General features: G+C 58.2%; 26 protein-coding genes and 5 pseudogenes. 25 read left to right on the top strand and 6 right to left on the bottom strand.

Annotated features, from left to right (window positions below):
• Positions 1–14: 14 nt before the first annotated feature.
• The 17 genes from BC1002_RS35055 (at position 15) to BC1002_RS34980 (ending at position 10,356) form a co-directional block, all read left to right on the top strand.
• Positions 15–491: a hypothetical protein gene (locus BC1002_RS35055; RefSeq protein WP_013094680.1), complete on the top strand. Its 477-nt coding sequence runs from the start codon at positions 15–17 to the stop codon at positions 489–491.
• Positions 470–976: a hypothetical protein gene (locus BC1002_RS35050; RefSeq protein ID WP_013094679.1), complete on the top strand. Its 507-nt coding sequence runs from the start codon at positions 470–472 to the stop codon at positions 974–976. Before BC1002_RS35055 ends, BC1002_RS35050 begins: the two co-directional genes overlap by 22 nt.
• Positions 977–1,265: 289 nt before the next feature.
• Entirely contained in the window at positions 1,266–1,685 is a 420-nt protein-coding gene (locus tag BC1002_RS35040; RefSeq protein WP_013094677.1) for a DUF2513 domain-containing protein, read from the top strand.
• Positions 1,686–1,694: 9 nt separating this feature from the next.
• Entirely contained in the window at positions 1,695–1,904 is a 210-nt protein-coding gene (locus BC1002_RS35035; RefSeq protein WP_013094676.1) for a Sec-independent protein translocase family protein, read from the top strand.
• 152 nt (positions 1,905–2,056) lie between these two features.
• Positions 2,057–3,769 carry an AAA family ATPase gene (locus BC1002_RS35030; protein ID WP_013094675.1) on the top strand — a complete coding sequence of 571 codons (1,713 nt, stop codon included), beginning with the start codon at positions 2,057–2,059 and terminating at the stop codon, positions 3,767–3,769.
• 123 nt (positions 3,770–3,892) lie between these two features.
• Positions 3,893–4,111 carry a hypothetical protein gene (locus tag BC1002_RS35025; protein ID WP_184144030.1) on the top strand — a complete coding sequence of 73 codons (219 nt, stop codon included), beginning with the start codon at positions 3,893–3,895 and terminating at the stop codon, positions 4,109–4,111.
• A gap of 81 nt (positions 4,112–4,192) precedes the next feature.
• On the top strand, positions 4,193–4,423 hold the full coding sequence (locus BC1002_RS35020; protein ID WP_013094673.1) for a hypothetical protein: 231 nt from the start codon (positions 4,193–4,195) through the stop codon (positions 4,421–4,423).
• A gap of 494 nt (positions 4,424–4,917) precedes the next feature.
• On the top strand, positions 4,918–5,175 hold the full coding sequence (locus BC1002_RS35015; RefSeq protein WP_013094672.1) for a hypothetical protein: 258 nt from the start codon (positions 4,918–4,920) through the stop codon (positions 5,173–5,175).
• Between the two features lie 29 nt (positions 5,176–5,204).
• Positions 5,205–5,900, top strand: a complete 696-nt coding sequence (locus BC1002_RS35010) for a purine nucleoside phosphorylase YfiH/LACC1 family protein (protein ID WP_013094671.1) — start codon at positions 5,205–5,207, stop codon at positions 5,898–5,900.
• Between the two features lie 42 nt (positions 5,901–5,942).
• Complete coding sequence (locus BC1002_RS35005) at positions 5,943–6,455, top strand: hypothetical protein (protein ID WP_013094670.1); 513 nt, start codon at positions 5,943–5,945, stop codon at positions 6,453–6,455.
• A gap of 76 nt (positions 6,456–6,531) precedes the next feature.
• Positions 6,532–7,845, top strand: a complete 1,314-nt coding sequence (locus tag BC1002_RS37390; protein ID WP_013094669.1) for an MlaD/PqiB family protein — start codon at positions 6,532–6,534, stop codon at positions 7,843–7,845.
• A 334-nt stretch (positions 7,846–8,179) separates the two neighbouring features.
• Entirely contained in the window at positions 8,180–8,353 is a 174-nt protein-coding gene (locus BC1002_RS38245; RefSeq protein WP_013094668.1) for a hypothetical protein, read from the top strand.
• A 104-nt stretch (positions 8,354–8,457) separates the two neighbouring features.
• A complete protein-coding gene (locus tag BC1002_RS34995) occupies positions 8,458–8,667 on the top strand; it encodes a hypothetical protein (protein ID WP_157874888.1) in 210 nt (69 codons plus the stop codon).
• Between the two features lie 311 nt (positions 8,668–8,978).
• Positions 8,979–9,305, top strand: a complete 327-nt coding sequence (locus BC1002_RS38240; protein ID WP_157874887.1) for a hypothetical protein — start codon at positions 8,979–8,981, stop codon at positions 9,303–9,305.
• Positions 9,306–9,346: 41 nt separating this feature from the next.
• Positions 9,347–9,667 (top strand): hypothetical protein, encoded by a 321-nt coding sequence (locus BC1002_RS38235; protein ID WP_157874886.1) that lies wholly within the window; start codon positions 9,347–9,349, stop codon positions 9,665–9,667.
• Positions 9,668–9,742: 75 nt separating this feature from the next.
• Positions 9,743–10,084: a DUF3876 domain-containing protein gene (locus BC1002_RS34985; protein ID WP_013094664.1), complete on the top strand. Its 342-nt coding sequence runs from the start codon at positions 9,743–9,745 to the stop codon at positions 10,082–10,084.
• A gap of 32 nt (positions 10,085–10,116) precedes the next feature.
• Positions 10,117–10,356: a hypothetical protein gene (locus tag BC1002_RS34980; RefSeq protein ID WP_041736306.1), complete on the top strand. Its 240-nt coding sequence runs from the start codon at positions 10,117–10,119 to the stop codon at positions 10,354–10,356.
• A 1,268-nt stretch (positions 10,357–11,624) separates the two neighbouring features.
• Here the strand turns inward: BC1002_RS34980 and BC1002_RS34975 are convergent.
• Positions 11,625–11,813, bottom strand: a complete 189-nt coding sequence (locus BC1002_RS34975) for a hypothetical protein (protein WP_013094661.1) — start codon at positions 11,811–11,813, stop codon at positions 11,625–11,627.
• A 313-nt stretch (positions 11,814–12,126) separates the two neighbouring features.
• Between BC1002_RS34975 and BC1002_RS37375 the strand changes: the two genes are divergently transcribed.
• Positions 12,127–12,321, top strand: a complete 195-nt coding sequence (locus BC1002_RS37375) for a hypothetical protein (RefSeq protein WP_013094602.1) — start codon at positions 12,127–12,129, stop codon at positions 12,319–12,321.
• An 854-nt stretch (positions 12,322–13,175) separates the two neighbouring features.
• A complete protein-coding gene (locus BC1002_RS34970) occupies positions 13,176–13,469 on the top strand; it encodes a CppA family protein (RefSeq protein ID WP_013094660.1) in 294 nt (97 codons plus the stop codon).
• Positions 13,470–13,808: 339 nt separating this feature from the next.
• Here BC1002_RS34970 and BC1002_RS34965 read toward each other — a convergent pair whose 3' ends face one another.
• Positions 13,809–14,471, bottom strand: a complete 663-nt coding sequence (locus BC1002_RS34965) for a hypothetical protein (protein ID WP_013094659.1) — start codon at positions 14,469–14,471, stop codon at positions 13,809–13,811.
• 168 nt (positions 14,472–14,639) lie between these two features.
• Between BC1002_RS34965 and BC1002_RS38230 the strand changes: the two are divergent.
• Positions 14,640–15,064: pseudogene (locus tag BC1002_RS38230) on the top strand (sigma-70 family RNA polymerase sigma factor); the annotation flags it as partial.
• 156 nt (positions 15,065–15,220) lie between these two features.
• Here BC1002_RS38230 and BC1002_RS34955 read toward each other — a convergent pair.
• Positions 15,221–16,603 (bottom strand): annotated as a pseudogene (locus BC1002_RS34955) (hypothetical protein).
• 1,157 nt (positions 16,604–17,760) lie between these two features.
• Between BC1002_RS34955 and BC1002_RS34950 the strand changes: the two are divergent.
• The 4 genes and pseudogenes from BC1002_RS34950 to BC1002_RS38225 form a co-directional block, all read left to right on the top strand.
• Positions 17,761–18,303: a phasin family protein gene (locus tag BC1002_RS34950; RefSeq protein ID WP_013094657.1), complete on the top strand. Its 543-nt coding sequence runs from the start codon at positions 17,761–17,763 to the stop codon at positions 18,301–18,303.
• Positions 18,304–18,409: 106 nt separating this feature from the next.
• Entirely contained in the window at positions 18,410–18,607 is a 198-nt protein-coding gene (locus tag BC1002_RS34945) for a hypothetical protein (RefSeq protein ID WP_013094656.1), read from the top strand.
• Positions 18,608–19,267: 660 nt separating this feature from the next.
• Positions 19,268–19,611: pseudogene (locus BC1002_RS37365) on the top strand (transposase); the annotation flags it as partial.
• A gap of 12 nt (positions 19,612–19,623) precedes the next feature.
• Positions 19,624–19,828: pseudogene (locus BC1002_RS38225) on the top strand (IS3 family transposase); the annotation flags it as partial.
• A 21-nt stretch (positions 19,829–19,849) separates the two neighbouring features.
• Here the strand turns inward: BC1002_RS38225 and BC1002_RS39960 are convergent.
• The 3 genes and pseudogenes from BC1002_RS39960 to BC1002_RS34930 form a co-directional block, all read right to left on the bottom strand.
• Positions 19,850–20,125 (bottom strand): annotated as a pseudogene (locus BC1002_RS39960) (DUF7669 domain-containing protein); the annotation flags it as partial.
• A gap of 31 nt (positions 20,126–20,156) precedes the next feature.
• Positions 20,157–20,783, bottom strand: coding sequence for a tyrosine-type recombinase/integrase (locus BC1002_RS34935; protein WP_013094655.1), 627 nt, complete (start codon positions 20,781–20,783; stop codon positions 20,157–20,159).
• A 333-nt stretch (positions 20,784–21,116) separates the two neighbouring features.
• Entirely contained in the window at positions 21,117–21,506 is a 390-nt protein-coding gene (locus BC1002_RS34930; RefSeq protein WP_013094654.1) for a hypothetical protein, read from the bottom strand.
• A 510-nt stretch (positions 21,507–22,016) separates the two neighbouring features.
• Here BC1002_RS34930 and oxlT point away from each other — a divergent pair.
• Positions 22,017–23,348, top strand: a complete 1,332-nt coding sequence (oxlT, locus tag BC1002_RS34925) for an oxalate/formate MFS antiporter (protein WP_013094653.1) — start codon at positions 22,017–22,019, stop codon at positions 23,346–23,348.
• The last annotated feature ends 17 nt before the right edge of the window (positions 23,349–23,365 follow it).

Here is a 23,365-nt window from a genome sequence, read left to right as displayed (position 1 = left end):
AAACAGGAAAACACATGAAACTACATGCCGTCATCGTTTGTGCGCCGACCATCGTTGATATCGGTTTGGCGAATGCGCAAGTCCCGATTGCCAAGCCCGAAAAGATGGCTGAGCTTGTATCGCAAGTTCAGGCGACCGCAGACAAAATCGCGGCGGTGCCGAAAGTCAGCAGCGCGGCGCACGCGCAAGCTGGCCGCTACGTTGCGACGGACGCAGATAGTTCGGCTTCGCAACTGGTATCGCTCGATGGTCGAACCGTGAAGTGGAACGCCACTGGCGATTTCCCGCTGCACAATGCGGCCCGGTTGAACGCCAGGGGACAACTCGCCACGGCTGCAAATCTCGATGACGCCTTCGAGCGGGTCGCGAAGCTCGCGCACGAAGAAAAGCCCGAGGCACCGGCTCTGTTTGCCTGCGCGTACCAGCATGGCACGGTAGCTCTGGAAGTCCGCGAGGTCGGTCAGCCTGAATGCGGCAAGCGGCTCAACTGACATCGGAAAATAGCGCGGCAATTTTCGCGTGCGCGAAACAGGAAAACGAAAAGAAGATCATGAAATCAAGCTACCGAGGCATCTACGCCCACACGCTGGCCAACGGAACGATCCACGAGATCCAATGCGCAGACGCCACAGGTAACGGCATCACGTTACCCTTAGCGGAGTATCAAGCTCGGAGCATTCAGCCAGCGGCCGAATCTCTCCCGGATCAGCATCGTTATGCCGACGACTGCAAGATTCATGAGATCGCGCTTAGGGCTATCTACCCGGCTGCTGCGGCGATCTTTGGTCGTCCAACAGGACACCCGGATTCACGGGTCGATATGGAAACTATTAGCAAAGCAGTGGAAATCGTTGCGCGCCTCGGTGGCACAGTGAGAAAGATGCCGATCGTGCCAGGAAACCCAAGCATGGGTGAGCAGCCAGTGGTGTGGGACGGCAGCGGACACGCTGTTCCAAACAACGTGCGCGTCGTCTAGGCAAACGGGAACAATGAGAACCGCCGCATACATCGTTGCGCTCGTTGTGGCGATCGCATATGGTTGCAGCCAGCATCAAGCGTCGGACGACGCTAAAGAGTCGCAGTTGTCGGCCGCTCGTGCCGCGAACGAACAGATTCAGATGGCGATTGCAGAGAGCAAATGCGGCAACTCAGAAGGGCCGCAAGGCCTGTGGAGCACTTGAAGCAAGCGCAAGCAGACGTTGACAACATGATATATCGCATAAATGGCGGTAACGAACAAGCGAAGCGGAAAACATGAGCGGAATATGAAGAGAGATTGGGACTTGCTGCGCAAGCAGCTGACCGACGTAGAATCAGGCCATGACGTGCTCGCGGACTTTCCAGACGCGCCGAAATGGACAGATGACTTGACGTGGGAAGCCTACGATCAACTCGCCAAAGAACACCGGTCCGTCGAGGAGCGGCTTGCGGGACACCTGGAGTTGCTCATCGACAGTGGCTATGTTGATGGGCTTCAGGTCCTTCGTGGTGCGGACGGTCGCTTTGCATACGGCAGGTCCGGGCCGCGCCTCACAATGGCCGGCCACGATCTACTGGATACCATGCGATCCACCACGATCTGGGAATCAATTCAGCAGACCGCCAAGACCAAAGGCATTGAACTCACGTTCGACGCGATCAAGGCGCTTGCAGGCTACGCTTTGAAGCACGCGTTGGGCATATAGGAAAGCAACATGACTAACTTCAGCATCTGGCACTGGACGATCTTGGTGCTCCTGCCAATCATCTACCTTGTCCCGGCTGCGCGGATTCTGCGCAAGGCGGGCTTTTCGGGCTGGCTCTGTTTGCTGCTGCTGGTGCCGCCTGTCAATCTGGTCATGTACTGGATTTTTGCCTTCGTTCGCTGGCCTGTTGAACGCACCGCCGAACGGACTACGGCATAGCATCGGAAAACAAACGGATACCTTGAAAACTGCAGGACACGTAGGCTGATAGGGTTGGCGGCATCTGCGATAGCGCTCGACTTCTGCTGACCCAATGCCGACGAGCCACGCGGATCTGGGCGATAACAATCAATTAAATTCGAAGGGGTTTTATGCTGCAAAGCGCGAGGGTTCAGCGATTCAAGTCCATCTCTGATGCTACGGTCCCGCTCGGGCGCGTAACGCTTCTTGTTGGCCCCAACAATGCCGGCAAAAGCAGCTTTCTCCATGCTATTCAGTTCGGAGTTTCCGTCGCTCAGAGCCTGCGCCTAGACAACGTTGCGATATGGAACGGCGAAGACCTATCGGGCAGCCTTGCTGCGCAGCAGCTTGTGTATACGCCGCTTCGCGACGTCCATGCACTAGCAGCAGGAGGGAATCTCCGGCAGGACGCGAACCAAGCTATTTCGGTAGCGCTGACGACAAGCGATATCGGTTCTGCGACCATCCAGGTGAGACGAGGGAAAAACAAGAACATCGCGGTCAGTATCCAAGGCAGCGCTCTCGGCAAGCGGCTTGAATCAATGGAGCGGCCATTCAGCGTAGTCGCGCCCGGGTTGGCAGGTATTCCTGCGTTCGAAGAGTTTCGATCACCGGGGATAGTGCAGCGAGCAGCAGCAAAAGGGGATTCCAATAGCGTATTTCGAAATGTGCTCTGGCTTTTGAAACAAGATGCGGCTGCTTGGCAAACATTTAATGCTCGCCTCGAGTCGATTTTTGGCGGCCTTAACATTGATGTATCATTTGATGCTGCCGTCGACGAATTCATTTCGGCGCAGGCAGTCAAAGCGGACAGCAATCTGCCGATCGACTCTTGCGGTACTGGTGTTCTCCAAGCGATACAGACGCTCGCGTACATAGGTGTCTACAAGCCAAAGCTTCTCATCCTTGACGAGCCAGACTCGCATTTGCATCCGGACAATCAACGTCGTATGGCCCGTCTGCTCGACTCAATTACCCAGTCGTCGGACCTCCAGGTGTTGATTTCTACACACTCGCGCCATTTTCTTGACGAGTTTTCTGACCTAGGAGCAACGGTCCACTGGTTTTCCGAAGGCAGTATTCATGCAGACAATACGGATCGAGTGTCGTTTCTACTGGGCCTCGGAGCGCTTGACGCTGGAGATCGCCTTCGTAATGGAAGAACGCCTCTCATAGTGTTGACTGAGGACTCCAAGCAAGAGGGCCTTCGAATTCTGCTACAGGCGTCAGATTTGGGAGACGATGTATGTCAAGTCTGGTCGTATGCCGGCTGCAGTAACGTCCAGTCGGCCAAAGTCTTAGCGAGCTTTATCCGCGATCACGCGCCTGGTACGGTGGTTTTGGTACATCGAGACCGGGACTACCTGACTAACGAAAAGGCCGAAACATATTCGCGAAACTTGACTGAAGCCGGGATGGAAGTGTTCCTGACTACCGGCACCGACGTCGAAAGCCACTTTCTAAACGTTGAACACATCGCCTCGCTAGTTCCAGAAATTGACAGAGCTGTCGCCCAACAAGTGATTGACGAAGCTACTGCTGAGTCGCGTGCGGCATCGGTAGAGCGATGCATCAATCACTGGAATAACGATGCGCAACGAGACCGAAACAAAGGCGGTGGAGAGGTCAACGTTGGTCGTATCGCGGCGGAAGCTAACGCGGCGTACGACGGAGACCCAATCCGCTATCGCTACGGGAAGCGTGTTCGCGGCGTGGTTGCATCGAAGCTTCAGGCCTTAGTCGGCCGGAACATCGACATCGTACAAGCGTCGGCTGCGTTGCGTGTTCCCCAGCTTCAAGAGATTGCGCGCCAGCTTGCGGGCGGTGCAGACGCAAACGATTAGGAAAACGCGAAAATGCGTCGTCGCGCGGAGAACAAGTTGACTCGCCTGCTGTCCGTAGCTGTCTCGTGTTTCCTTACTTCCTTATGCGTTTCGGCTCGTGCGGATTCGTGTGACGAAGACACGTTGCAAAGCAAAGATGACGACGGCACGTACCTGATCATGCAGTCGGGAGCCGTCTATGAAGTATTGGCGGGAGATAACGTCGACAGTGCGCTCTGGTTGCCTGCGGAAGACGTGATGGTGTGTTCACGGACGATTGTGCATCAGGGGCGGTCGGTACTGATCTACGACATCATCAACAAAGACGAGAACGAGAAGGTGAGCGCGGTCCGTCGTCACTAACGCCTTCCCATAGTAAAATTCGCCGCCACGAGCGGCACTGGAAAACAGCGCGCCGCTAGCGCGCCTTCCCAAAAGGTTGAAATGAGTAAAGCGAAATGCATGACGGAGATGGTCCAGCCAGAGATTGATGACGGAGGCCCGACCATCGAAAGTCCGTATTTTCTGGCTGGCCTGTTGGCCGACGAGGCGGACTCGATGACGGACAAGCGGCAACTGGCTGAAGTACTCGCAAAATGGGCTGTCGCCTACGCGAAAACGTGGGACCAGGCGGTGCAGGAAAGGCGAGCGAACGATGCGAAGGCACCGCGATAGGAAAACGTTCCATGACAGACACGCTACGCTGCGCTTCCTGCGGACGACTCGATGGGCCTCGGCCTGAAGGGGCGGATTCCGTCGTTGCTCATGACGGAAAGCGGTATTGCTCGTGGTGTGCGGCAGTCCGTGAATCGCCGTCAGGATGTATGTCGGTGCAACTGCCCAGTCCGGGCTGCATGACCGACAGCGGTAGCGATGACCCTTTAGCGGCGTGGAACGACTGCTACAACGTTAAACCGAAGAAGCGAATACTGAAGGAAGTCGCCAAAGCGGAAGTTCAGCGGGCCTGGCGAGACTGGTCCGGTGACAAGCGGTCTTCGGCAGCTAAGCCATTGTTTTACTCATGGCTTTGTCGGCATCGCCCTTACTTCATGACGTTTCGCACAAGTGGCGACCGCTGGCAAGACATAATGAGTTGGATCGTCCAGTGCCAGGATGGCAGAACCGACGACCCTAAAAGCAACGGCCGTTGAGAGCTAGGAAAATTACCCATGCTTCGCGCGACTCAATGCTCGACCGAGGTCAAGTTCGTTACGGACTGCCCCAATGACATGAAATCCAACATGATGCACCGCTGCCTTGCAGCGATTGAGACGGGTCGAACCGCAGCCGTGCCGCCTCTCTACCAGCAGTGGGTTACCGTGACCGAAAAGCGAGTTGATGGCTTGATGCTGCCGTTCATCGGATTCGTCCCTGACGAACGTATCGCTCAGATTCGTGCGCGCCTTCGTCGGGCCTTCGGCAAGTAAATGCACTGGGAAAAGAACGCGGACCGCTTATGGATGATCTGCCGGATAAGTTGAGGCGCAATGTAGTAGTGCTGTCGGCTGCAATCGTTGCAATCACCGTGTTTAACCTGACGTTCAGGCCAACCGGCACGCTACTGGGTTTCGCCGAGGTCGGCCATCTTACGCCGCTGAAAATCTGGCTTGCACTCTCGGCCGTGCTCGCCTATATGTTCCTGCGGTACTGGTTCTATGAGGGCACCGACCAAGAGCGTGCGCTGCTAGCCCAGGAGTTCCAGGGCCGACGCTACGCCATGATCAAGCGCCACCTAGAGCGTGCGCTCGAGCGGCATCTCGTGCACAGTCAAGCGCTTGCCTGTGTCACCGATTTCGGCAAGTTTCCGGACGCGCAGCTGGCGGTGTGTTTCGCGGACCGCGGGCCCGCAATGCGGGCCGACGCCGTCGCGACCGTGGAAGCAGATCAGCATTCGCCTTGGCGGGGAAAGGTTGGATACACGTTTGATCTCCAGTGGTCCACTGGCAATCACTACAGCAGCAGCGGCGGTCAACGTTTCGACTTCCATCTGGCGCGGTGCTTTGCGGTGTGGACCGTGCTGCGATGTGCTTTGGGGACCGCCACTTACTCTAAAAGCGCGGTCGACGTGCTCGTACCGATCGCCTTGGCGGGCGTCGCTGCAATCATGTGCCTCTACCAACTCGTGATCGCAGGATTCCAACTGTGGTCGTGATGGCGGAGTGGGCGACCCCATCGGAAAACAGGATAAATAAAAATGCTTGAAAAACAAGATGTGTTCCTGGTCTTTGAGCGCGAAGACGAGCGCGTTACTGAGATCTCGATTTGGGAAGGCCGTGGCGTGGATGAGTCGGATGTCGTATCCGAAATAGCTGACTCGCATTACTGTGTTCGGCTTTCGGACTATCAGCCGCGCATGGAAGACCTTCACATGATGGTCGCGCGAGGTGTTCAAGCGGAAAAGCCTAGCCTTACTGCACAACAAGCGCTGAGTGCGGACTATTCTGACGTTCTAGTCGCTATTCGCACTGACCATCCCGGACTTGAGATGGCGCTCGCGCTTCGCAGATCGCACTCAGATCCAAGCTACGGGACTATGGAACTTGAACTCACGGTCGCGCTGAAGGCCGGGATTCTGGCCTTGGGCGTACATGCGGGTCAGGTAGAGCCCTACGGCGTTATTGACCCGGATGGGATCGTGGTCGAAGACCAAGTCTCGGAAACCCGCACCTACCACCGCGCCAAAGAAAAGCTCGTGTCACGAGTCTAGAAATGGCGCTCGTTTCTGTTCTTGATCTGAAAACGGGGAAGATGGTTCATCAGCTGCAATAGAAGAAGAGGAAAAAATGAACCGGGCGTTGGAACAGTTAAGGAACGAACTAGCTACGCTAGCGCAGGCAGTCGCCGCAAACGCAGAGCAGCGGCCTTTAAGTATCGCGTATAACCAGTTCGGGATGGCCGCAATTGATCGTGACCAGATAAAGGCGCGCGCGCAGGACCTCGCAGATTGGATTGGCGAGACCGGATCGGACGATGTGTCGACTGATCTCACATCGAAGTTGGCAGAGTACTCCTCGCGGCTTCAGCACTTGCGTACCGCGACGGTGCCGCACATCTTCAACGGTAACGCTCAAACGGCGCTGCCAGCGTACCTGATCACGCTGGAAAGTCTTGAGCGCTTCCTGCGTCCTATTTTGGCTCCGAATGACGAAGATCTCCGAGATGCAACGAGGTCGCTGAGGAATCTGCAGCGCAAAGTCCGCTCATTGACGGCTCAATCCACAGCGATCGAGCCGAAGATTGAAAGCCTTCAAAAAATGGCAGACGAGATTCTCCGAGCTCACGACGCGGCCGACCGCCTTCCGACAGATCTAGAGGCGCTCGACGAGTCGCGTCGGCAAATGAAAGAGATGCATGCCAGTGCGCTGCGGCGGCGCTCGGAAATGGACGCGATCGTCGAAAAATCTGACGCCGAAACAAATCGACTGTCCGCGAGTGCGATGGAGGCAGAAAAGATCATCGCACAGTGTGAAAGCGCAATGCGTGCATCGACAGCTGTCGGGCTCGCTGGCGCATTTCACGATCGAGCCGAAGCGCTTCGTAAATCTTTGTGGCCGTGGGTGCTGGGCCTAGTGGGCGCTTTGAGCGTCGGAGCGGTCGTCGGAGGATGGCAATTGCATCAGCTTTCAGAGACGATTCAAGCATCGACGGCACCGACGATCGTCTGGACACGAATCGCCGTGTCGCTACTATCGGTTGGTGCTCCGGTTTGGTTCGCTTGGCTCTCGACCAAGCAAATAGGCCAGCGCTTTCGACTATCTGAGGACTATGCTTATAAGGCATCAATTTCGAAAGCATACGAAGGATATCGCCGTGAGGCAGCACAGCTCGACGAGGATTTTCAAAAGCGTCTGTTTGCATCCGCCCTCACTAGGCTTGACGAGCAGCCATTGCGGTTTGTCGAAAATGAGACGCATGGAAGCCCTTGGCATGAACTTCTTGCATCTGACGTTGTGAAGGACGCCATTCGGATTGCGCCGCAACTAGTTGCTGAGTGGAAACAAAAGGCGACCGATACGGTGGTCGCGGCAAAGGCACGGCGGAGGGCGACTAGCAAAGCAACGACGGAACAGTCGTCGGCTCAGAACGATCCCGCATAGCCAAGCGCACTTAGCAGAAGCGTATCGGAAAACGCCTTGCTAGCAGTTGATTGGAGGTCGATGTGCATCTTGGAAAGATTGCCGCCGCTGTAAGTGGCGTAGGCATGGCATGGTGGATAATCGGGTGCTTCTGCGACGATGTGTTGCACCTTCCGAAGGCCACGACGTTCACAATTGCAACGGGATCAGTGTTGTTCACGAGCGGGTGCGTCGGAGCAATTTGCTTTGGCGGCCGGGCAGGCGACCGAGAGAGGCACGAACGGGCGGCCCAAGTTGAGCGAGCGCTTTGAGCTGATCAGAAAAAACGCGAGAATCGAAGTATCAGGGGAATCTGATGGTGAAAGTTGAAATTGAGACGGTGCAGAAGGTGGTCGCAGCCATCAAAGACGAACGTAACCCGCAGGCACAGCTCGAAGCGATTTCGATGCGCGAACGGTGGCTTGCGGAGGTTGATGCTGGGCTGCTTCAAATGAGCGACGAGGCGCGCGAAATTCTCCAGGCGGCCTAACAGCCATTGTTAGCAGCGAAGGCGCTCGCGCCGGTGGAGCGGGCGACACAGGAAAACACTACGGGAAGTAAGGAACGATGTACGGAGCACTGAAGGGTTACGGAATGTCTTTCGATGTTGCGACAGCCTGCCTCGCGGTCACATCCGCAGCATTATGGCTTGCGTCGTCTCGGGTCAATTTTACGTTCGGCTGGGACATGGACCAGGCGCTGGACAAGCAAATGAAGCTCGCCAGCAAGCTCAATGCAGCGGCAGCTTCCGTCGCAGCGCTGGCTGCTGTCGCGCAGGCCGCTAAAACCTTCTTCGTCGGGTAGATCGGAAAATTGAAAGTGTTCGGGGCATGGCAGACGGAAATCGAGACCCTCTAAAAAGGGCTCCGACGCGCGACTCGGTAGTGCAATGGACGGGCCGCAGCGCTTACGCAGTCGTATCACTCGTTTTCGCGGCGGCCATCCTACTCGCTTGGATTGCCTCGTTTAACGGTAAGCCAGCCGAGATCAGCCCGGATTACTGGCGTTGCGTCGCAGTGGTGGGGATACCGGCTGCGTCCGGCATCGCGTGGCGGGTCCAGAAAGCATTGGTTGGATCGTGGTACAAGCCCCGCTATGCATCACAAGAGCGTCAGATGGGAATCGGCGAGGCGTGGGCTACCGGGGCGATTGCAGCGGCAGTTCTGGTCATGTTCGGGGCAAGAGCGTTCGCCAACGTGATGAATCAGGTCATCGGGGTATCGTACATCGCAAAGTATGACGTCGTGAACACATACATCCGGAAGGGCAAGCGGACCTGCTATGGTTTGGTGATTGTCAACGTCCGCGATCCGCTTGATCGATTCGAGTTTTGCGTGACCAAGTCAGAACACGAGGGGACAGCCGTTGGCGATAAATTACAGGTGAGCGGCCGGCGCTCGAAATATGTTAACGAAGTACTTGGATACTCCACAGCCCAATAATCAATCGGAAAACTTGTTATCCAGCGGGAACGCGCTAAACCATGAGAAAAATCATTCTTCTCGCATCAACCGCTTTATTGGCGGGCTGTGTTTCTCCTGAGTCCGTGCAGCAGCGTCAGCCTTTGTTCGTTGCCGAGACGACAAAAAGCGCCGCTGACTATTTCAACTGCGTTCACGAGCACTGGGCCGAACACGCTCCCTATTCGCAGAAATTTTCGCGACCGAATGGCAGTTACCGCGTGCGGCACTACGGAGGTAATATTGTCGACGTAACGCCGACTGCGACCGGCGCGCACGTCGAGATGCGCGAGCCCCCTCCTCATTTCAACGCTCCAGAAGAAGAGGCGCAAGCCTGCCTATAGTTAGATTGCGTCGGAAAACAATGGGCGCGAAAGCGTCCCGCACCGGCCGGACGCCGGTAACACTAAGGAACACACATGGTTCGGGGAATTATTTTTTCGCTCGCAGTCGGCGTTGTCGCAATTCTGGGCGGCTGCGGCAAGAAAGACGGTGATCAGTTTGTGGGCAAGTGGGAGAACCAAAACCGGAAGGAAACCGTCGAAATCACGAGAAATGGCGACGGATACTTGATTGTAGACACGCATCCCGATCACTTATTCGGGGGCACAAAGACCGACAAGATTCCGGCGATATACCAAAACGGCGTGCTCCAAGTGGCGACAGGCTTCGGGTCAGCGAACGTCGGTTACGACAAAGCGCACGATACCTTGCTCATGCCGACGATGGGTGGAAGTGCCGAGTTGACCCGAATCAAATAGGGGACCTTCACCTCCGGGCGAACGAAAAGAGTATGGGAGCGACTGTGGCGACTGTCACCTGTGATTATCCGTACGCGGTCGACGAACGAAAATTCGCCCGCATCAGTCAGGTTGCACGCGGTGTGACGAATATTCCGAACTTGCAACCAACGTGGACTCTCCGTGGCGATCGCGTGTTTGTCACGATTGGCGGTCTCGGTTCCACCGAAGCAATCCAAATCAGGCTCGCCTTGGCCAACGACCATGTCAACGTCAAATGTAGCGAGGATTGACAGGAAAATTGCGGAAAGCGGTAATGAAGCTGAGTTCGGAACTGAGGTGGGCAAGGAGCATGGGCGCATAGGGGAGAAGACATGCATACGCTCACAGTGCTAGCTATCGCAGCGGTAGTGATACTGGTCTGGCGGTGGTATGCCCGGAGCGAGCGCATAGTCAAGGCGGCCAACAACGCTGTCGCAGCTAAGCTGACCTTCAGCCGCTTGGACAGGGCCTCGCAAGCAGAGGTAGCTGGTCGCGCGCTAGCGATCTGTCATCATTTGCGAGGTGAGCCGGCGGACTTAGAGAAATTCAGCGAGCCACAACAACTCCTTTTGATGTCTCTCGCGATGTATGAACTCCACATTCCACCGGCTATCCCATATATGAAGACCTGGAACGTCGTGCGAAACCCGTTTCTCGCTATTCCGCCTGACAGTCGAACCTTGGATATGGTCCTTTCAGAGTCGTCATCGCCTGCTTCGCCTCGTTGAGGGTCCGATTCTTGCTTTTCGCGACCGGGCCGGTGGCGCGACATATCGAAGAGCATACATCGCGTTCTGGAAGGGAGGAACATCACAATGTGATCCCAACACCCTGTCACCGGAACTCACATTTGGCCGGCGCTTGCGGGAACGCATCATTGTGTCGTCCCGGAGATCGCCTTTGCGGGCACGCCGATCGAAATCGTCAACTGCGTGACGCCGACGCCGGAAGGCAGCGGGTTGCTCGCGCAGTGCAACCTCGAGGTGACCATCCCGGACAGTCGAGGCCCCGCTTCCGCGCACGGGGTTCCACAAACTGTCGCGATCAAGCTAGGTGCGCCGCCTCCGCTGGGCGTCGCGACTCGCATACGACTCGAAATGGTCCTTACTAACCGCGCCGTAAGCCGGCGCTGTGGTCGCCGGGGGTCGAACGACTGCAACTGGTTGAGAGTACGCATCCGCTGGAAGTGAACGTGACATTCGCGGTTATAGGGGATCCGCCTGGCAGCAAGGGGAAGGCGGATTCAACCGGTCGATGCAATAGTTCGATGGAATCGTTCAGCCGGGGTTTCGTGGTCCAGCGTTTTCCTCGATTGACGGCACGGAATGACCGCTCCGCATCGGGCTCCCGCCCTTGGAAGTTCGGCGGCTCGACCGTCTCCAACGGGTCGATCAGCGACGCTCGCGGCGCACGCCCCAAGCGCCTGGGAGTACGAAAGAACCCCTTTATTGACGGCACCCCAATTCACATGACGGTCGCGTCGCAGTCAGATAAATCATAAGGGCTGACTCCCGTGTAGTCAGCTGGCACCGACCAGCGTCTTCAGTCGCTGAGCAAGGGCAAGGGAAGTGCCAATCGGTACCACCGTCATGCCCTCCTCGATAGCTGCGTTCACCTTGTGAAATCCTTCGATCCAGTGCAGCCCGCGACTCCTCGGAGCAACCAGTGGTACCTCGAACAGGCCTTTTTTGAGCATGCCCTTGTGCATGGCGACCTTCGCGGCGCTGTAGTAATAACATCGTTCGATTCCATCACGGCTTTTACCTTCTTGGCATCAGCGAGAACGATTGCCTGAGCTTCGCCGTCGCGGAACTCGCGGGCGGCGAACCCAATTCACAGAGCGTCGACAGACGCTGTTGTCAACCAAAAAAAGCCCTGCCTCACCAGGCGGGCTTAATCCAGTTCTTGGGGAAGCTGGAGGAGACGAGCTAAGTATAAAAGCCTAATCTCTATTCATGCAGCGTCCGTGAGGCCACCCCTTGGACTGGATATTGCATGCTAGTTTTCTGGAGGGAAAGATCATGATTAGACTATTCGGCGTATTGGCTCTAGGGGCTGGTCTCGCCGGCTGCGTCGTCGCTCCGCCGTACGGTTACGGTGATCCCGCGTACGGATATGGCCCCGGCTATTACCCGCCGAGCACTAGTATTGGAATCGGCGTCGGCGGCGGCAGCTTTGGTGGTGGTGTGGGCGTCGGTGTCGGCCTCGGCTTCTGAACTCGCCGACAGCCTTGGCCGTGATCGCCTGTGACCGGTTCCGGTCGCAGCCCCGACAGTTGCGGCGCAGTCCAGCGGCGCCCCGACAGCAGCATCACGACAAGCGTCTTACGGGATCACGCCCGCCGAGGCTTCCTACACCCCACGGCGCAATGACCCGGTGACGCGATCAGCGGGCATCGATCGCCAAGCCGCGCCCACCCCGGAACCGACTCGATCCGCCAATGTGGATTACCCCGTAGCCATCGTTTCGCCGCGACGCCCGCGGTCGCATTAGCGAGGCTGCGGCGCGCGCGACGATCTTCCCGCACGTCGGTGGGTCACGCTCCCCTACCCGGCCACGGTGCCGGTGATCAAGCCCACGCCGGTGTCTGAGACTGTCGCAGCTGGTTATCAACTGTTCATCGACCGCGTCAACGCCCGTCGCGGCTTCTGGAGCGAAGCCGGGAAACCGGCCAGTGCGGCCGGCCGATACCGTCACGCGCTGTCAGTTGCGGACCGGACGTGGCGCCACCACGGGTTGGACTAGACGGCGCTCGCAATCGGACGGAATCTGTTCATCCACGGGCAGCGCCGGGCGGTAGTAACAAAATTGGTTGAAAAGTAGTAACAGAATTAGTTGTGTGAGCGATCTTGATGTCCCGACGGTGACGTGTCCGCAAATGAAGGCCCGGATAGCCCCAACTATCGACCCCTTCATCTATTGCGCGGAGAGCCAAAGAGCCGGCGCGATGAGCGTTGACCAGTAGCAATCGAATGCGCTGTCGGCGCCGTTTTCGCCTTTCTTGAAAATCCTCCTTAACCTGTATATATATACAGTATGTGCGCATATACAGCCATCCTTCGGAGGCGTCATGGAACACCTAGTGCGGGTACAGAATGAACGGGACCGCCGCACGCTCGCGTGGCTGCGCGGGCACGTCGGTGATGCGGCGATCGTGGCGGCGGTGAGCCGTTACAACGGTCCCGCCAAACCGTACCTGTCGACCCTGTGTCGGCTGCTGGGCGTGACGGCGCCGCCCTTCGGGGCAACGCGCCGGAGCGCACCGAGCGCAGCAGCCGAACGGTCACTGACCGCGATCCGGCAGATCCTCGCGTCGGCGAACGCGCGGCGTGCGCCGGTGGACGCGCCGCCGCGCCGCCCGTAAAACCGCCGTTGCACGCCGACCGGCCTCGCGAGAACAGCTGGATCGCGGTGAATGGCCTGAATCAAGCCGGGCAGTTTCTACCTAGAAATTCCCAGCATCCGGGGAACCGCGCGACGCAATCAGGTAGCGAAATGAGCGCGATGGGGCGCTATTACGAGGCCGCAAGTGGGCGACAAGCCGCGGAACCCGCGCGGACGCAGTTCTCGCGCAGGCGGCGTTGCTTCATTGCCCGGTGGTCTGCGGGATAAGTCGGCGATGAACCCTGATATCAGCTCGGACGCATACCGCACCGCGTTCGATGGCCCACCTAGGAACTCGCAAATGAACAGACGCGCCGACCTAAACGAGAGCGCCGCGATCGCAAGTAGGACTCACGGACGCGTTCCACGACGTCGGCTGTTCGGGCATCGTTTTCCGACGGCTTTCCCGCGCGGCGACGAATTCGTCCAACTCCCGCTCGAGATCAGCCTCTGCGGCACCTGGATGCCACGGTGCAGCACCATGCTTCCTTCGGGTCAGGCGCGACAATTCGAGCGCGCATTTCGCCAGCTTCGCGCACTGGAATGCAAGTTCGTCGCAGACATCCGGAACCGGTGCGAATTCCCATGTCGTGGTCACATGTTCACTCGCGTAGTGGACGGTCGCCGGGAAGTCGCGCAGCACGGACGTTATCTTGTGATCCAGCAATGTCCATTCGACCGTGGGATAAGTGAAGTCGGGCACCTGCACGCCATGCACTGGCTGACCGCTGTTTGTGCGAATCGTGTCCTTCGATGCCCAGTCCGCCCGATGCATCATCGCGCGGCAGGTTCGCACGTATTTCTCCAGCGAGAGCGCCACTTCCAGTGCAGCGTTCCGCCGTTCGCGACGATGGTCACGGCGGTCCCTGCATGAATTCCAGCCGATCGCCACGATCGAGCTGATGACGCCCGAAGGTAGGGCGACCCTCAGCGCGCCCTGCCAGTCGAACTGCCGTACCACGTCAAACCATACCAGTGTCATGTCCCTCTCTCCGACGCCACGTGCCGCATTCCTGGTTCACGCCCGTTTTGCAAGGGATTGTACGGGCGGCGCGAGCGACAGAGGTTGTGAAAAAGCCGCACTGGTGCGCGACGAGCCGCATCCCGAAAAGGCTCACCTCAACCGGCTCCGGCGGCCATGTCGAATGACAAGACCGACGTGGAAGCTCATCCTGCCGCGTTGGCGCAGCGCATGGATTTGCCGGAAGAGAAGGTTCGCAACATGCTGAAGGTCGCGAGGCAACCCGTGTCACTCGAGACGCCAGTGGGCGAGGATGCCGACGCGACGCTTGGCGACATGATCGAAGGTCCGATGGGGACATCGCCCGCGGATGCGGCCGTGCAGGCGAACCTGCGCGACGCAATCAACGAGGCGCTCGATGCATTGTCGCCGCGTGAAGCGAACGTGTTGCGCGTGCGTTTCGGATCGATACCGCGTCTGACTATACGCTCGAGGAACTGGGCAAACAGTTCGATCTGACGCGCGAACGGATCCGGCAGATCGAGAGCAAGGCGATGCGAAAACTGACGCATCGGAATGGCGCCGCCAGGCTACGGCCATTTCTCAAGAATTAAGGCGCTGACTCGTGCATTGGCTGCTTGTGCCGGTCCGAAGGGCGGCATGGGCAGTCAATTGTCGACCGGATAGTTGCGGTCCGATACACACCGGGCCGGGGTGGCCCGATGCCCGTCGTGCTCCATGGGACCTGGTCATCGCCCGCTATCGCATACTTACAACTGGACTGCCTGCTGAAGCAGTTCCAGGGCCTTCAATTCGTCCAGTCGACCGGTGCGTGCTTTACCTGCCAGCGTCTTGATCAATGCTTCTGCGATTGGCGCTATACCTTGGAGATTGTCCAGGCTGGTGACCGAAGTAGGGGGCGGCGCGAGGTCCTGCTGGGAAAGTGCAGCAGGCGCAAGCGGCTCAGGGGTTGCCGATGTGACTGTCGGCACTTTGCCATCACGTCCTTCAGAAGGGCGATCGGAGGCCCCGGCAAGCACCCCGCTTTAGTGGTCCTGCTGGCCGGCGACAATCGCCTCTTTCTCTTCCGCGACAACCCCTGAAGCAGGCGAAGCGCTTTCCGGCCCGGCCAGGACGCCCGTCCGCGTGCGCCGCGTGTGCGCCTTTGCAGTGACGGGTTTCTCTGGCGTTCCATCGTTCGTCGCGGCCTCGAACGGCTCGTGCTGTTCAACGGATCCCCGACCGCGCGGGGCGGGGGTCAGCAAACGCGACACCGACTCGGGAATCTCGGCTTCCGAGCGCGGCGTGTCCAGCCAGCCAGTTGGCAAACCAAGCCGTTCCGTAAAACGGTTCGCTTCGACATCGTCCATGCGTTTCTTGCCATAGAGCCGATGGGCCATGTTGGACCCGGTCATCTCCAATACCACCGCGAGTCTTGCCTTGGATCCGTTACGACCCGTGAGTACGTGCAGGTTCTGCCGTCGAATGTTTTCGACTGTGGCGCTGTCGTCTAACGCCAGCGGTTGCTGCCGGGTCGCTTCAGAAGAGGCTCCGGATTTCGAAGATGAAACTTTTCCTCTCGTATGCGCGTCAGCCTGTCTGGCCATCTGGCTTCGACTCTTTTTGACTGCCCCTGGCGTCCCGCCCGTTGTTTTCTTTGCCATTTCCGTTTCCTCGGACAGGTTATTTTCAAGAACTGGTTGCTGGCCGCCGTTCCGGGCGGAAGCCGGCATGGGCGTTTCAGACTCAACCTCGGGCTCGTCGTCTGTCTTTACAAAGTCGAGCGGCGACTTCAGGCGGGCGATGGTTTCAGGCGCGAGGGCAGGGTGGGGCTGGTCAAAGAAACCATGCGGCAGTCCAAGCGTGGTTTCCATATGAAAAGCGGTTTCCGGCGTGAATCTTTCGCCCTTCATCAGTTCCGCCACGCGAGTCATGTTCGAGTCGAGTCCGAGCGCGATATTCTCTGCGCCCACGGTATCGACGAGAAACTGGAACGATCGTGTCTTGAAAATCGACGCAGTCTGAGTGGACTCTCGAGGAGGTGCCTTCACGTACGACTGCCCCTGCCGGTTGTCCGGATACTGCTTCACGTGACGAGGTTGGCGCTGGCCGCTGTCCTGAGGTCCCGCATATCGTCCGCGGGGTTGACTCATAAAATGGGGCTCCGTGCGATCATTGATGTTCTGGCTCGTGAATTATAGACGAGGGGCAATGTGTGCATCCAATGCGTTAGCCTGTCCATATGGCGGGAAACACACATACGCGGCGCACGGCTGATAAGGAGCCGAATTTATCATTAGCCGCGGTTGGTCATGCGATGCCAATATTGTTCTTCGTCACCATGACGCTTTGAGCCGGCAAGACGGATTACTACCGCACCTTCGCTGGCTGCGTTGCTACCTGGTCTACGCGTCAGGTTATTTGAGTCGGTTACGATCGGTCAATGAAGTTAGGAATACAAATCTATGACATGCAGCCAGCGCCGACGGTGCCAGCCAGCGAGAGCCGGTCGTGCTGCAAGTGTGTCACGACGTGGATGCGATGCGACGACGCGGGCCGCATGAGGTGATTGCTGGATCAGGTACGGTTCCAACACCTGCAGGATGAGGCGACAGGCGCTACTTCCGCACACTGACTCAAGGAATATGCGCGGGCTGATTGTAGAAGGGACATGCTGAATTTTACTTCGGGTAGGCCCACGGTGGGCAACCCGCCCGATTTTCGCAAAGCCAGTAGTAACAGGCCGCTTCGTGAGAGGCAAAATCGTCTCCACGCTCACGAAGGCACTCGCCATTGGGCAACGTCCAGTATCGAAGCATGCGCACCGTCGGCGGTCCAGAGCGCCGACATCAAATACTTATCTACTTCTATCGGCGTCCCATTAACGATCACCGTGGGAATTGCCAGAGATTCAGTCAACACGGACCAAGTCGCACTCGTAGATTGCCGTAGTGTGACGGTACGCCAATTGCCACCGCACGTGTTTGTTCGTAATGCATTGGTTTCGGACACCCAGAAGCCTTAAGCTGCAACACATTGCGGGTAGCCGAGATGGTTTTGTCGGCAAGAGCGGCGCTGCGGGAGGGCGGGGTCGAAAATTGGAGTCGCGTATGCGTCAGACGATGTCTTTCCCCATATATCGGGGAAACTCCCTGGACTCGCCGCAGCAATACTCCGGCTTCACAAAGTTAGAATGAACTCTCTAAAGCGGCGCCAGACCGTCTGGCCGGCCAACGGCCCGCGTGGGAACGACCTTGACGAATCGCAGTGGCAGCGATCGCCGCGTCCGCGAGAACCTGAGGGATATTCTGTGAACAGCCCAAAACAGATGCCATTTACCCTATCGGTCCCGACCGACGTGTCGCACCTGCCCGGCCAGCTTTTCTCCGGCTTTTGCGCGCTGATACGGCTGAACATGGATACGTGCCGATCCGCGGTCACAGGGGCCGCGCTGCATTGGGAAAGCGTATTGCGCGCCCGGACACCCGAACAGTTCATCAGTTGTCAAGGGGACGTGATGCCTTGGCTCGCCCACCAGTTCGCCGGATACACGCGCGGCTGGTTGGAAATCGTGTCGGAAACGATCAGACCGTGCAACGCCGGCAGCGATCACGACGACGGGCAGGAACTCCAGGAAGAGACCATGACCGCCGGCGTGTTCGCCTGCGCAGCGGGCGCCGACGCCATGACGCCCAGGGCCGTGTCGCCGGAGCTGCAGCCGGACGGCGAGTCCGTCGCCGAGCCTCACGTACTGGAAATGATCCGTGACATTCTCGAGCGCGTCGCCAAGCCGACCCCTGACCCTTCGGAACAGCGAAGTCCGCCTCGCGCGCGTCACTCGTCAAGCCGATAGACGACAATTTTCCACACAATCTGCCGGGTCCGGTTTCGCGTGCTGCCGATGCAGCCGAGGCCGGATCTGATCACCCGTTCTTCGTTCCCGCGGTGAGGTAAACGACATGTTGAGCCCGCACGAATTGGCCACGTTGTTGCTGTTGAAGGATGCGCCTGAACGGATCGATTCGGATCGGGCAGAGCTTGGCGCGCTGCGCGAACTGCAATTGATTGCGAATGAGCCAACTGGGTCGGGATTCTGTTTTCCTCGCGTGACAGCGCGTGGCGACGCCGTGCTGCGTGCGTTTGCACGGGTACTTTGACTGGTGCACAGACGTTCTGTTGAGACGAACTATAGTAGTCTGTCGAGCCGTCTTCGCTGGCGGGTGGCAATCCGGGTGCATCTGAGGAGGCTGACGTGGACCAATCGTGGTTGGGTATGGCTGTGGGCCTGATCGTGTTGGTGATGGCCGCATGTGGCGTGATTGCGCACTACCGCCGTGAACGGCGCCGTGCTGATCTCCTGCGCAACCTTGATCACCACGACTGGTGTCGCTGGACCCGGTCGCGACACTGAACGTCGCCATCGGGACTGCGGTCACACACTGTCTCGCCGGTGAAAGTCAACGGCGACCAGCCGGCACGCGAGGTCGCAGCACACGAAGGCCGTCAGGCGGTCCCTAGTTGCCGTTCGACCCGGCACCACGTTCAACGGCAGCTTTCGAGGATCCAACGGCCATCCATGAGCCTGGAGCGGCCGGCAGATTCTCAGCTTTTTGCTGGTCGGCGAGCGCACGGTTTTCGGTGACTTGACTATGATGATCTGGTAACGGCCTCGATTCTGTGGCAATACGGGGAGATCTCCAATCGGCGATTAGGGGAGGCGCAATGAGCGAGCGACAAAATGTTCAATTGGTGCAGCAAGCATACGATGCTTTCAGCAAAGCCGACATCGGGGGCGTCCTGAAAACGGCGTGGGACCGCAGACGGCCGCCGTCTTGATCGCTGTCGCCGGCGACAACCCCGAGCGCTTGAAAAGTGAGGCGGCACTGGCAGCGCTTTGTGGCACGAGTCCCTTGCAAGCGTCATCTGGCAAGACGGTCCGACACCGCCTGAACAGGGGCGGTGACCGATCCGCCAATAATGCCTTGTGGACCATTGCCATGGTGCGCATGCGCAGCGATCCCAGGACACGGGCTTACGTCGAGCGCCGGACAAGGAAGGGATGTCGAACAAGGAAATTCATCGTTGCCTGAAGCGCTATATCGTCCGGGAACTGTACCCGCTCATCCTGGCCGATCTGACCGAGTCGACGCGTGGTTCTTGACATAGGAGCGTCAACGCGCTGACCGAAAGCCTGTGGGGTTCGCTGAAGGTAGCACGCATGCATGGACGACACTTCGTCACGCGGCGTGCCGCAATGGATGAGGTAATTGATTGGCTGGGTTTTTAATGCGCGCCGGTTACACTCGACACTCGACTACGTCAGCCCCATGACGTTCGAGAAAAACTGGTTCGCGGCTCAGCAAGGAAAGGTTGCATAACACCCTCTGCTATGGGATTCGTCAAACGGGGGCAAGGTCAGGTTCGGCCTCGTTACGTAGCTCCTCGCGAGCAACATCGCCTTCTACGAATTCGTGGATCGGCGCGGGATCTTTGCCCGGTTCATAGAGGCGGAACTGTCCAGATGCGACCCTGAAAAAAAGATCGTCGCTAACGTTAGTGGAAGAGTGGTGCAATCGATTTCGATCGTTCGTCGATGCCTGCACAAGATGGGCTGTAATGCTCCCTGCTTTTAGTTTTGGATAATGTGTTCTGAACCACTCGACGGCTCTGGACGTCGTAAAGACCTGACACCGGCCGCCCGAACCTTTACACCTCCGTCTGTTCGGCCATTTCTAGTGCGTCATCCACCTCAATACCCAGGTAACGCACGGTACTTTCTAATTTGGAATGGCCAAGCAACAACTGCACGGCCCTCAGGTTCTTCGTGCGACGATAGATCAACGACGCCTTGGTCCGGCGCATTGTGTGGGTACCGTAGGCAGCGTCGTCCAGGCCGATTGACGCGACCCACCGATGAACCAGTCGGGCGTATTGTCGCGTCGACAGATGCGGAGAGCCGTGAATTCTGCTCGGGAACAGGAAGTCGGTTGGACGCAATCCCGCCTGCCTTATCCATGCCGCCACGCTATCACGGGTCTGCTCCGTAATTTCGAACTGTACGGGCCGCTGCGTCTTCTGCTGCATGATCGTCGCGCGGCTGGCGATGTGCTCCCCGTGACAGACGTCCCGCACCCGCAGCTTCGTCAGATCGCACGCCCGAAGCTTGCTGTCGATGGCGAGATTGAACATGGCCAGATCCCGCACGCGGGACGAAAGCTGCAGCCGCACGCGGATCGCCCAGATCTCCTTGAGCTTCAGCGGCGGCTTCTGGCCGGTCAATCTTCCTTTGTTCCACGGCACCCGCGACGGACTGGTGTTGGTTAATGTGTTCATGGCAATCTCCTTTCAGTTGAAGGGAGAGCCAGTGTGCGTCCGGAGCAATGGGCGCTACCCGACCCGAAGCGGTCCTTCAGGTTTACCAACAACGGCCGTTCAACAACCGCGGCCAACGTAAGAAGCATTTCTTGCTCTTTCCGCTCCACAGCAGTTCATCAGCCGGGCTTATCAGTGCCTTGCCGGGCAATCGAACCGCCTGCGAGAGCCTTCGATCCGAGGGACAGCAGCACCACTGTCGATTTCGTCCGCACGATCTGCTTCACGGCACTTGCAGAAAGCCGACAGTGGCGACGCCGCGCAAACCATATCGCCGCGCACGCAACGCGCAATCTACACGCCAACCAGCGCTGGCAACTCCAATTCATACGACGTGCGCGCGGACCGGCGGTTTGTCAGCGGTTGAGGCATCGCGTGGATCGGATTCAGCGCACTATCGACGCGGCTCTGTAAGCGCGATGGATAGCGAGCTTTTTTCTTGTCGAGAATAGCCCGACTCAAAAACTCAACGCTATACGCCTTCAGCAAGTGCGCATGATGCGCCTCGATGTACGCGGCAATCTGCTCCTGTTCGTCGTGAATCGCGGCCAGCGACGTCAGCGTGCGCTGATCCCAACGGAAGCGCAGGCCGAGTTCTTCGAAAGCGCCGTTATAGGCACAAAGTTGCGCCTCGACTTCCGCATCATGCGCGCTGTCGCGGGCATCGAATTGTGAGGTGTTCATCGTCGTCTCCTTCCAGCATTTGGCACGACCAAGAATAGAAGAGCGAATGGATAAACAATAATTAAAATTTTTTGAAAAACGATAGCTCGTTACTTATACATTCACTCTCCTGCTCCGCAGTCGCGACGCGGAAGGCGCGGGCTCTCGCGGTGCACTGCCCGCCAGTCGAGCACCAGGGGAAATCCGAATACGTCCCAAACACGGTCCCAGAGGTTCGTCGCAGGCGGGGCGGAGCCTTGTATTAGCGATGTCTAATGCCAACCATAAAATGTTTTAACTTTCGCTTATCGTCGTTCTCGCGCAGCATCCCCTCACACCCGCTGCGCGTCCAATAGCTTTCACCCCACTGCTGGACGCTCAACGAGTAAACGCTTTCGTTAGTGCGCTTTTGCTTTTCTCTGGCCGACCATTGGCGCTTCTTTGCTCGCAGACATGCCAGCGACGAAGCGATTCGATCACATAAGTCCAACACGCCGCTCGAGCGCGACAGAAAGTACAGGAGACGCAGACATGGGAAATTCCGACGTAGCGGAGACCAGCCGACCAGCGTTCTGGCATCAACGGTGGGTGCAACTCGCGATCGGCGTGTTGTGCATGGGACTGGTCGCGAACCTCCAATACGCGTGGACGTTGTTCGTCGTACCGATAGACAACGCTCACCACTGGGGACAAGCGGCGATCCAGACCGCATTCACCATCTTCGTCGTCACCGAAACGTGGCTCGTTCCCGTAGAAGGCTGGCTCGTCGACAGGTTCGGACCGCGCCCGGTGGTAATCGGCGGCGCGCTCTGCGCGGCTATCGGCTGGATGATCAACGCTCATGCCAGCAGTCTCACCGAACTCTACATCGCGGCAGTCATTGCCGGTATCGGCGCGGGCTCTGTGTATGGCACCTGCGTCGGGACGGCACTCAAATGGTTCCCGGACAAACGCGGTCTCGCAGCCGGGTTAACGGCGGCAGGCTTCGGCGCCGGCGCGGCGATCACGGTGATTCCAATTGCCAACATGATCCAGCGTTCGGGCTACGAGCACACGTTCATGTTCTTCGGCATTTTCCAGGGCGTCTGCATCCTGTTGCTCGCCACCTTGCTTGTGAGACCTAAACCGCCTGCCTACGCGGTCGCGCCTAAACGTATCGTTGCGAGCAAGATCGATTACACGTCCCGCGAGATGATCCGTTCGCCGCTGTTCTGGGTGCTCTATCTGATGTTCGTATTCGTCGCAGCCGGCGGCATCATTGCAACCGCCCAGTTGGGACCGATCGCCAGGGAATACGGCTTCGCCAGAATGCCGGTCAACCTGCTGGGCATCACGCTACCGCTGCTCACGATGACGCTGTCCATCGACAATCTGTGCAACGGCTTCACTCGCCCGCTGTGCGGCTTTCTATCGGACCGCATCGGCCGTGAAAACACCATGTTCCTGATCTTTCTCGGCGAAGGCGTCGCGCTGCTCGGACTGATGCAGTTCGGCCATAACCCGTATGCATTCATGTTCTTCGCAGCCGCCATATTTTTGTGCTGGGGGGAAATCTTCTCGATCTTCCCGGCGACTTGCGCGGACACGTTCGGCAGCAAATACGCCGCGGCGAATGCGGGGACGCTCTACACCGCGAAAGGAACTGCCTCGATGCTGGTGCCGATTGCATCGGTGCTGGCCGCGAACGGCGGCTGGAGCACCGTGTTTATTTTAGCGGCCGTGATATCGATCGCGGCCGCCGTATCCGCGAAATTCATTCTCGCACCCATGAGAAAGCGCTGGATCGAAAACTCAGGCGCGCCAACCGGCGTGACCGTCGCCGAGGCACGGCTGCAACCGTCGTCCGTCCGCTCGTCTAAATGAATGCCGCCGTGAGCCCG

The organism is Paraburkholderia atlantica (genome assembly GCF_000092885.1).
In the GTDB taxonomy this organism is placed as follows: domain Bacteria; phylum Pseudomonadota; class Gammaproteobacteria; order Burkholderiales; family Burkholderiaceae; genus Paraburkholderia; species Paraburkholderia atlantica.
Note: the sequence above shows the minus strand (reverse complement) of the source record. Positions and strands in the feature narration are given on the sequence as shown.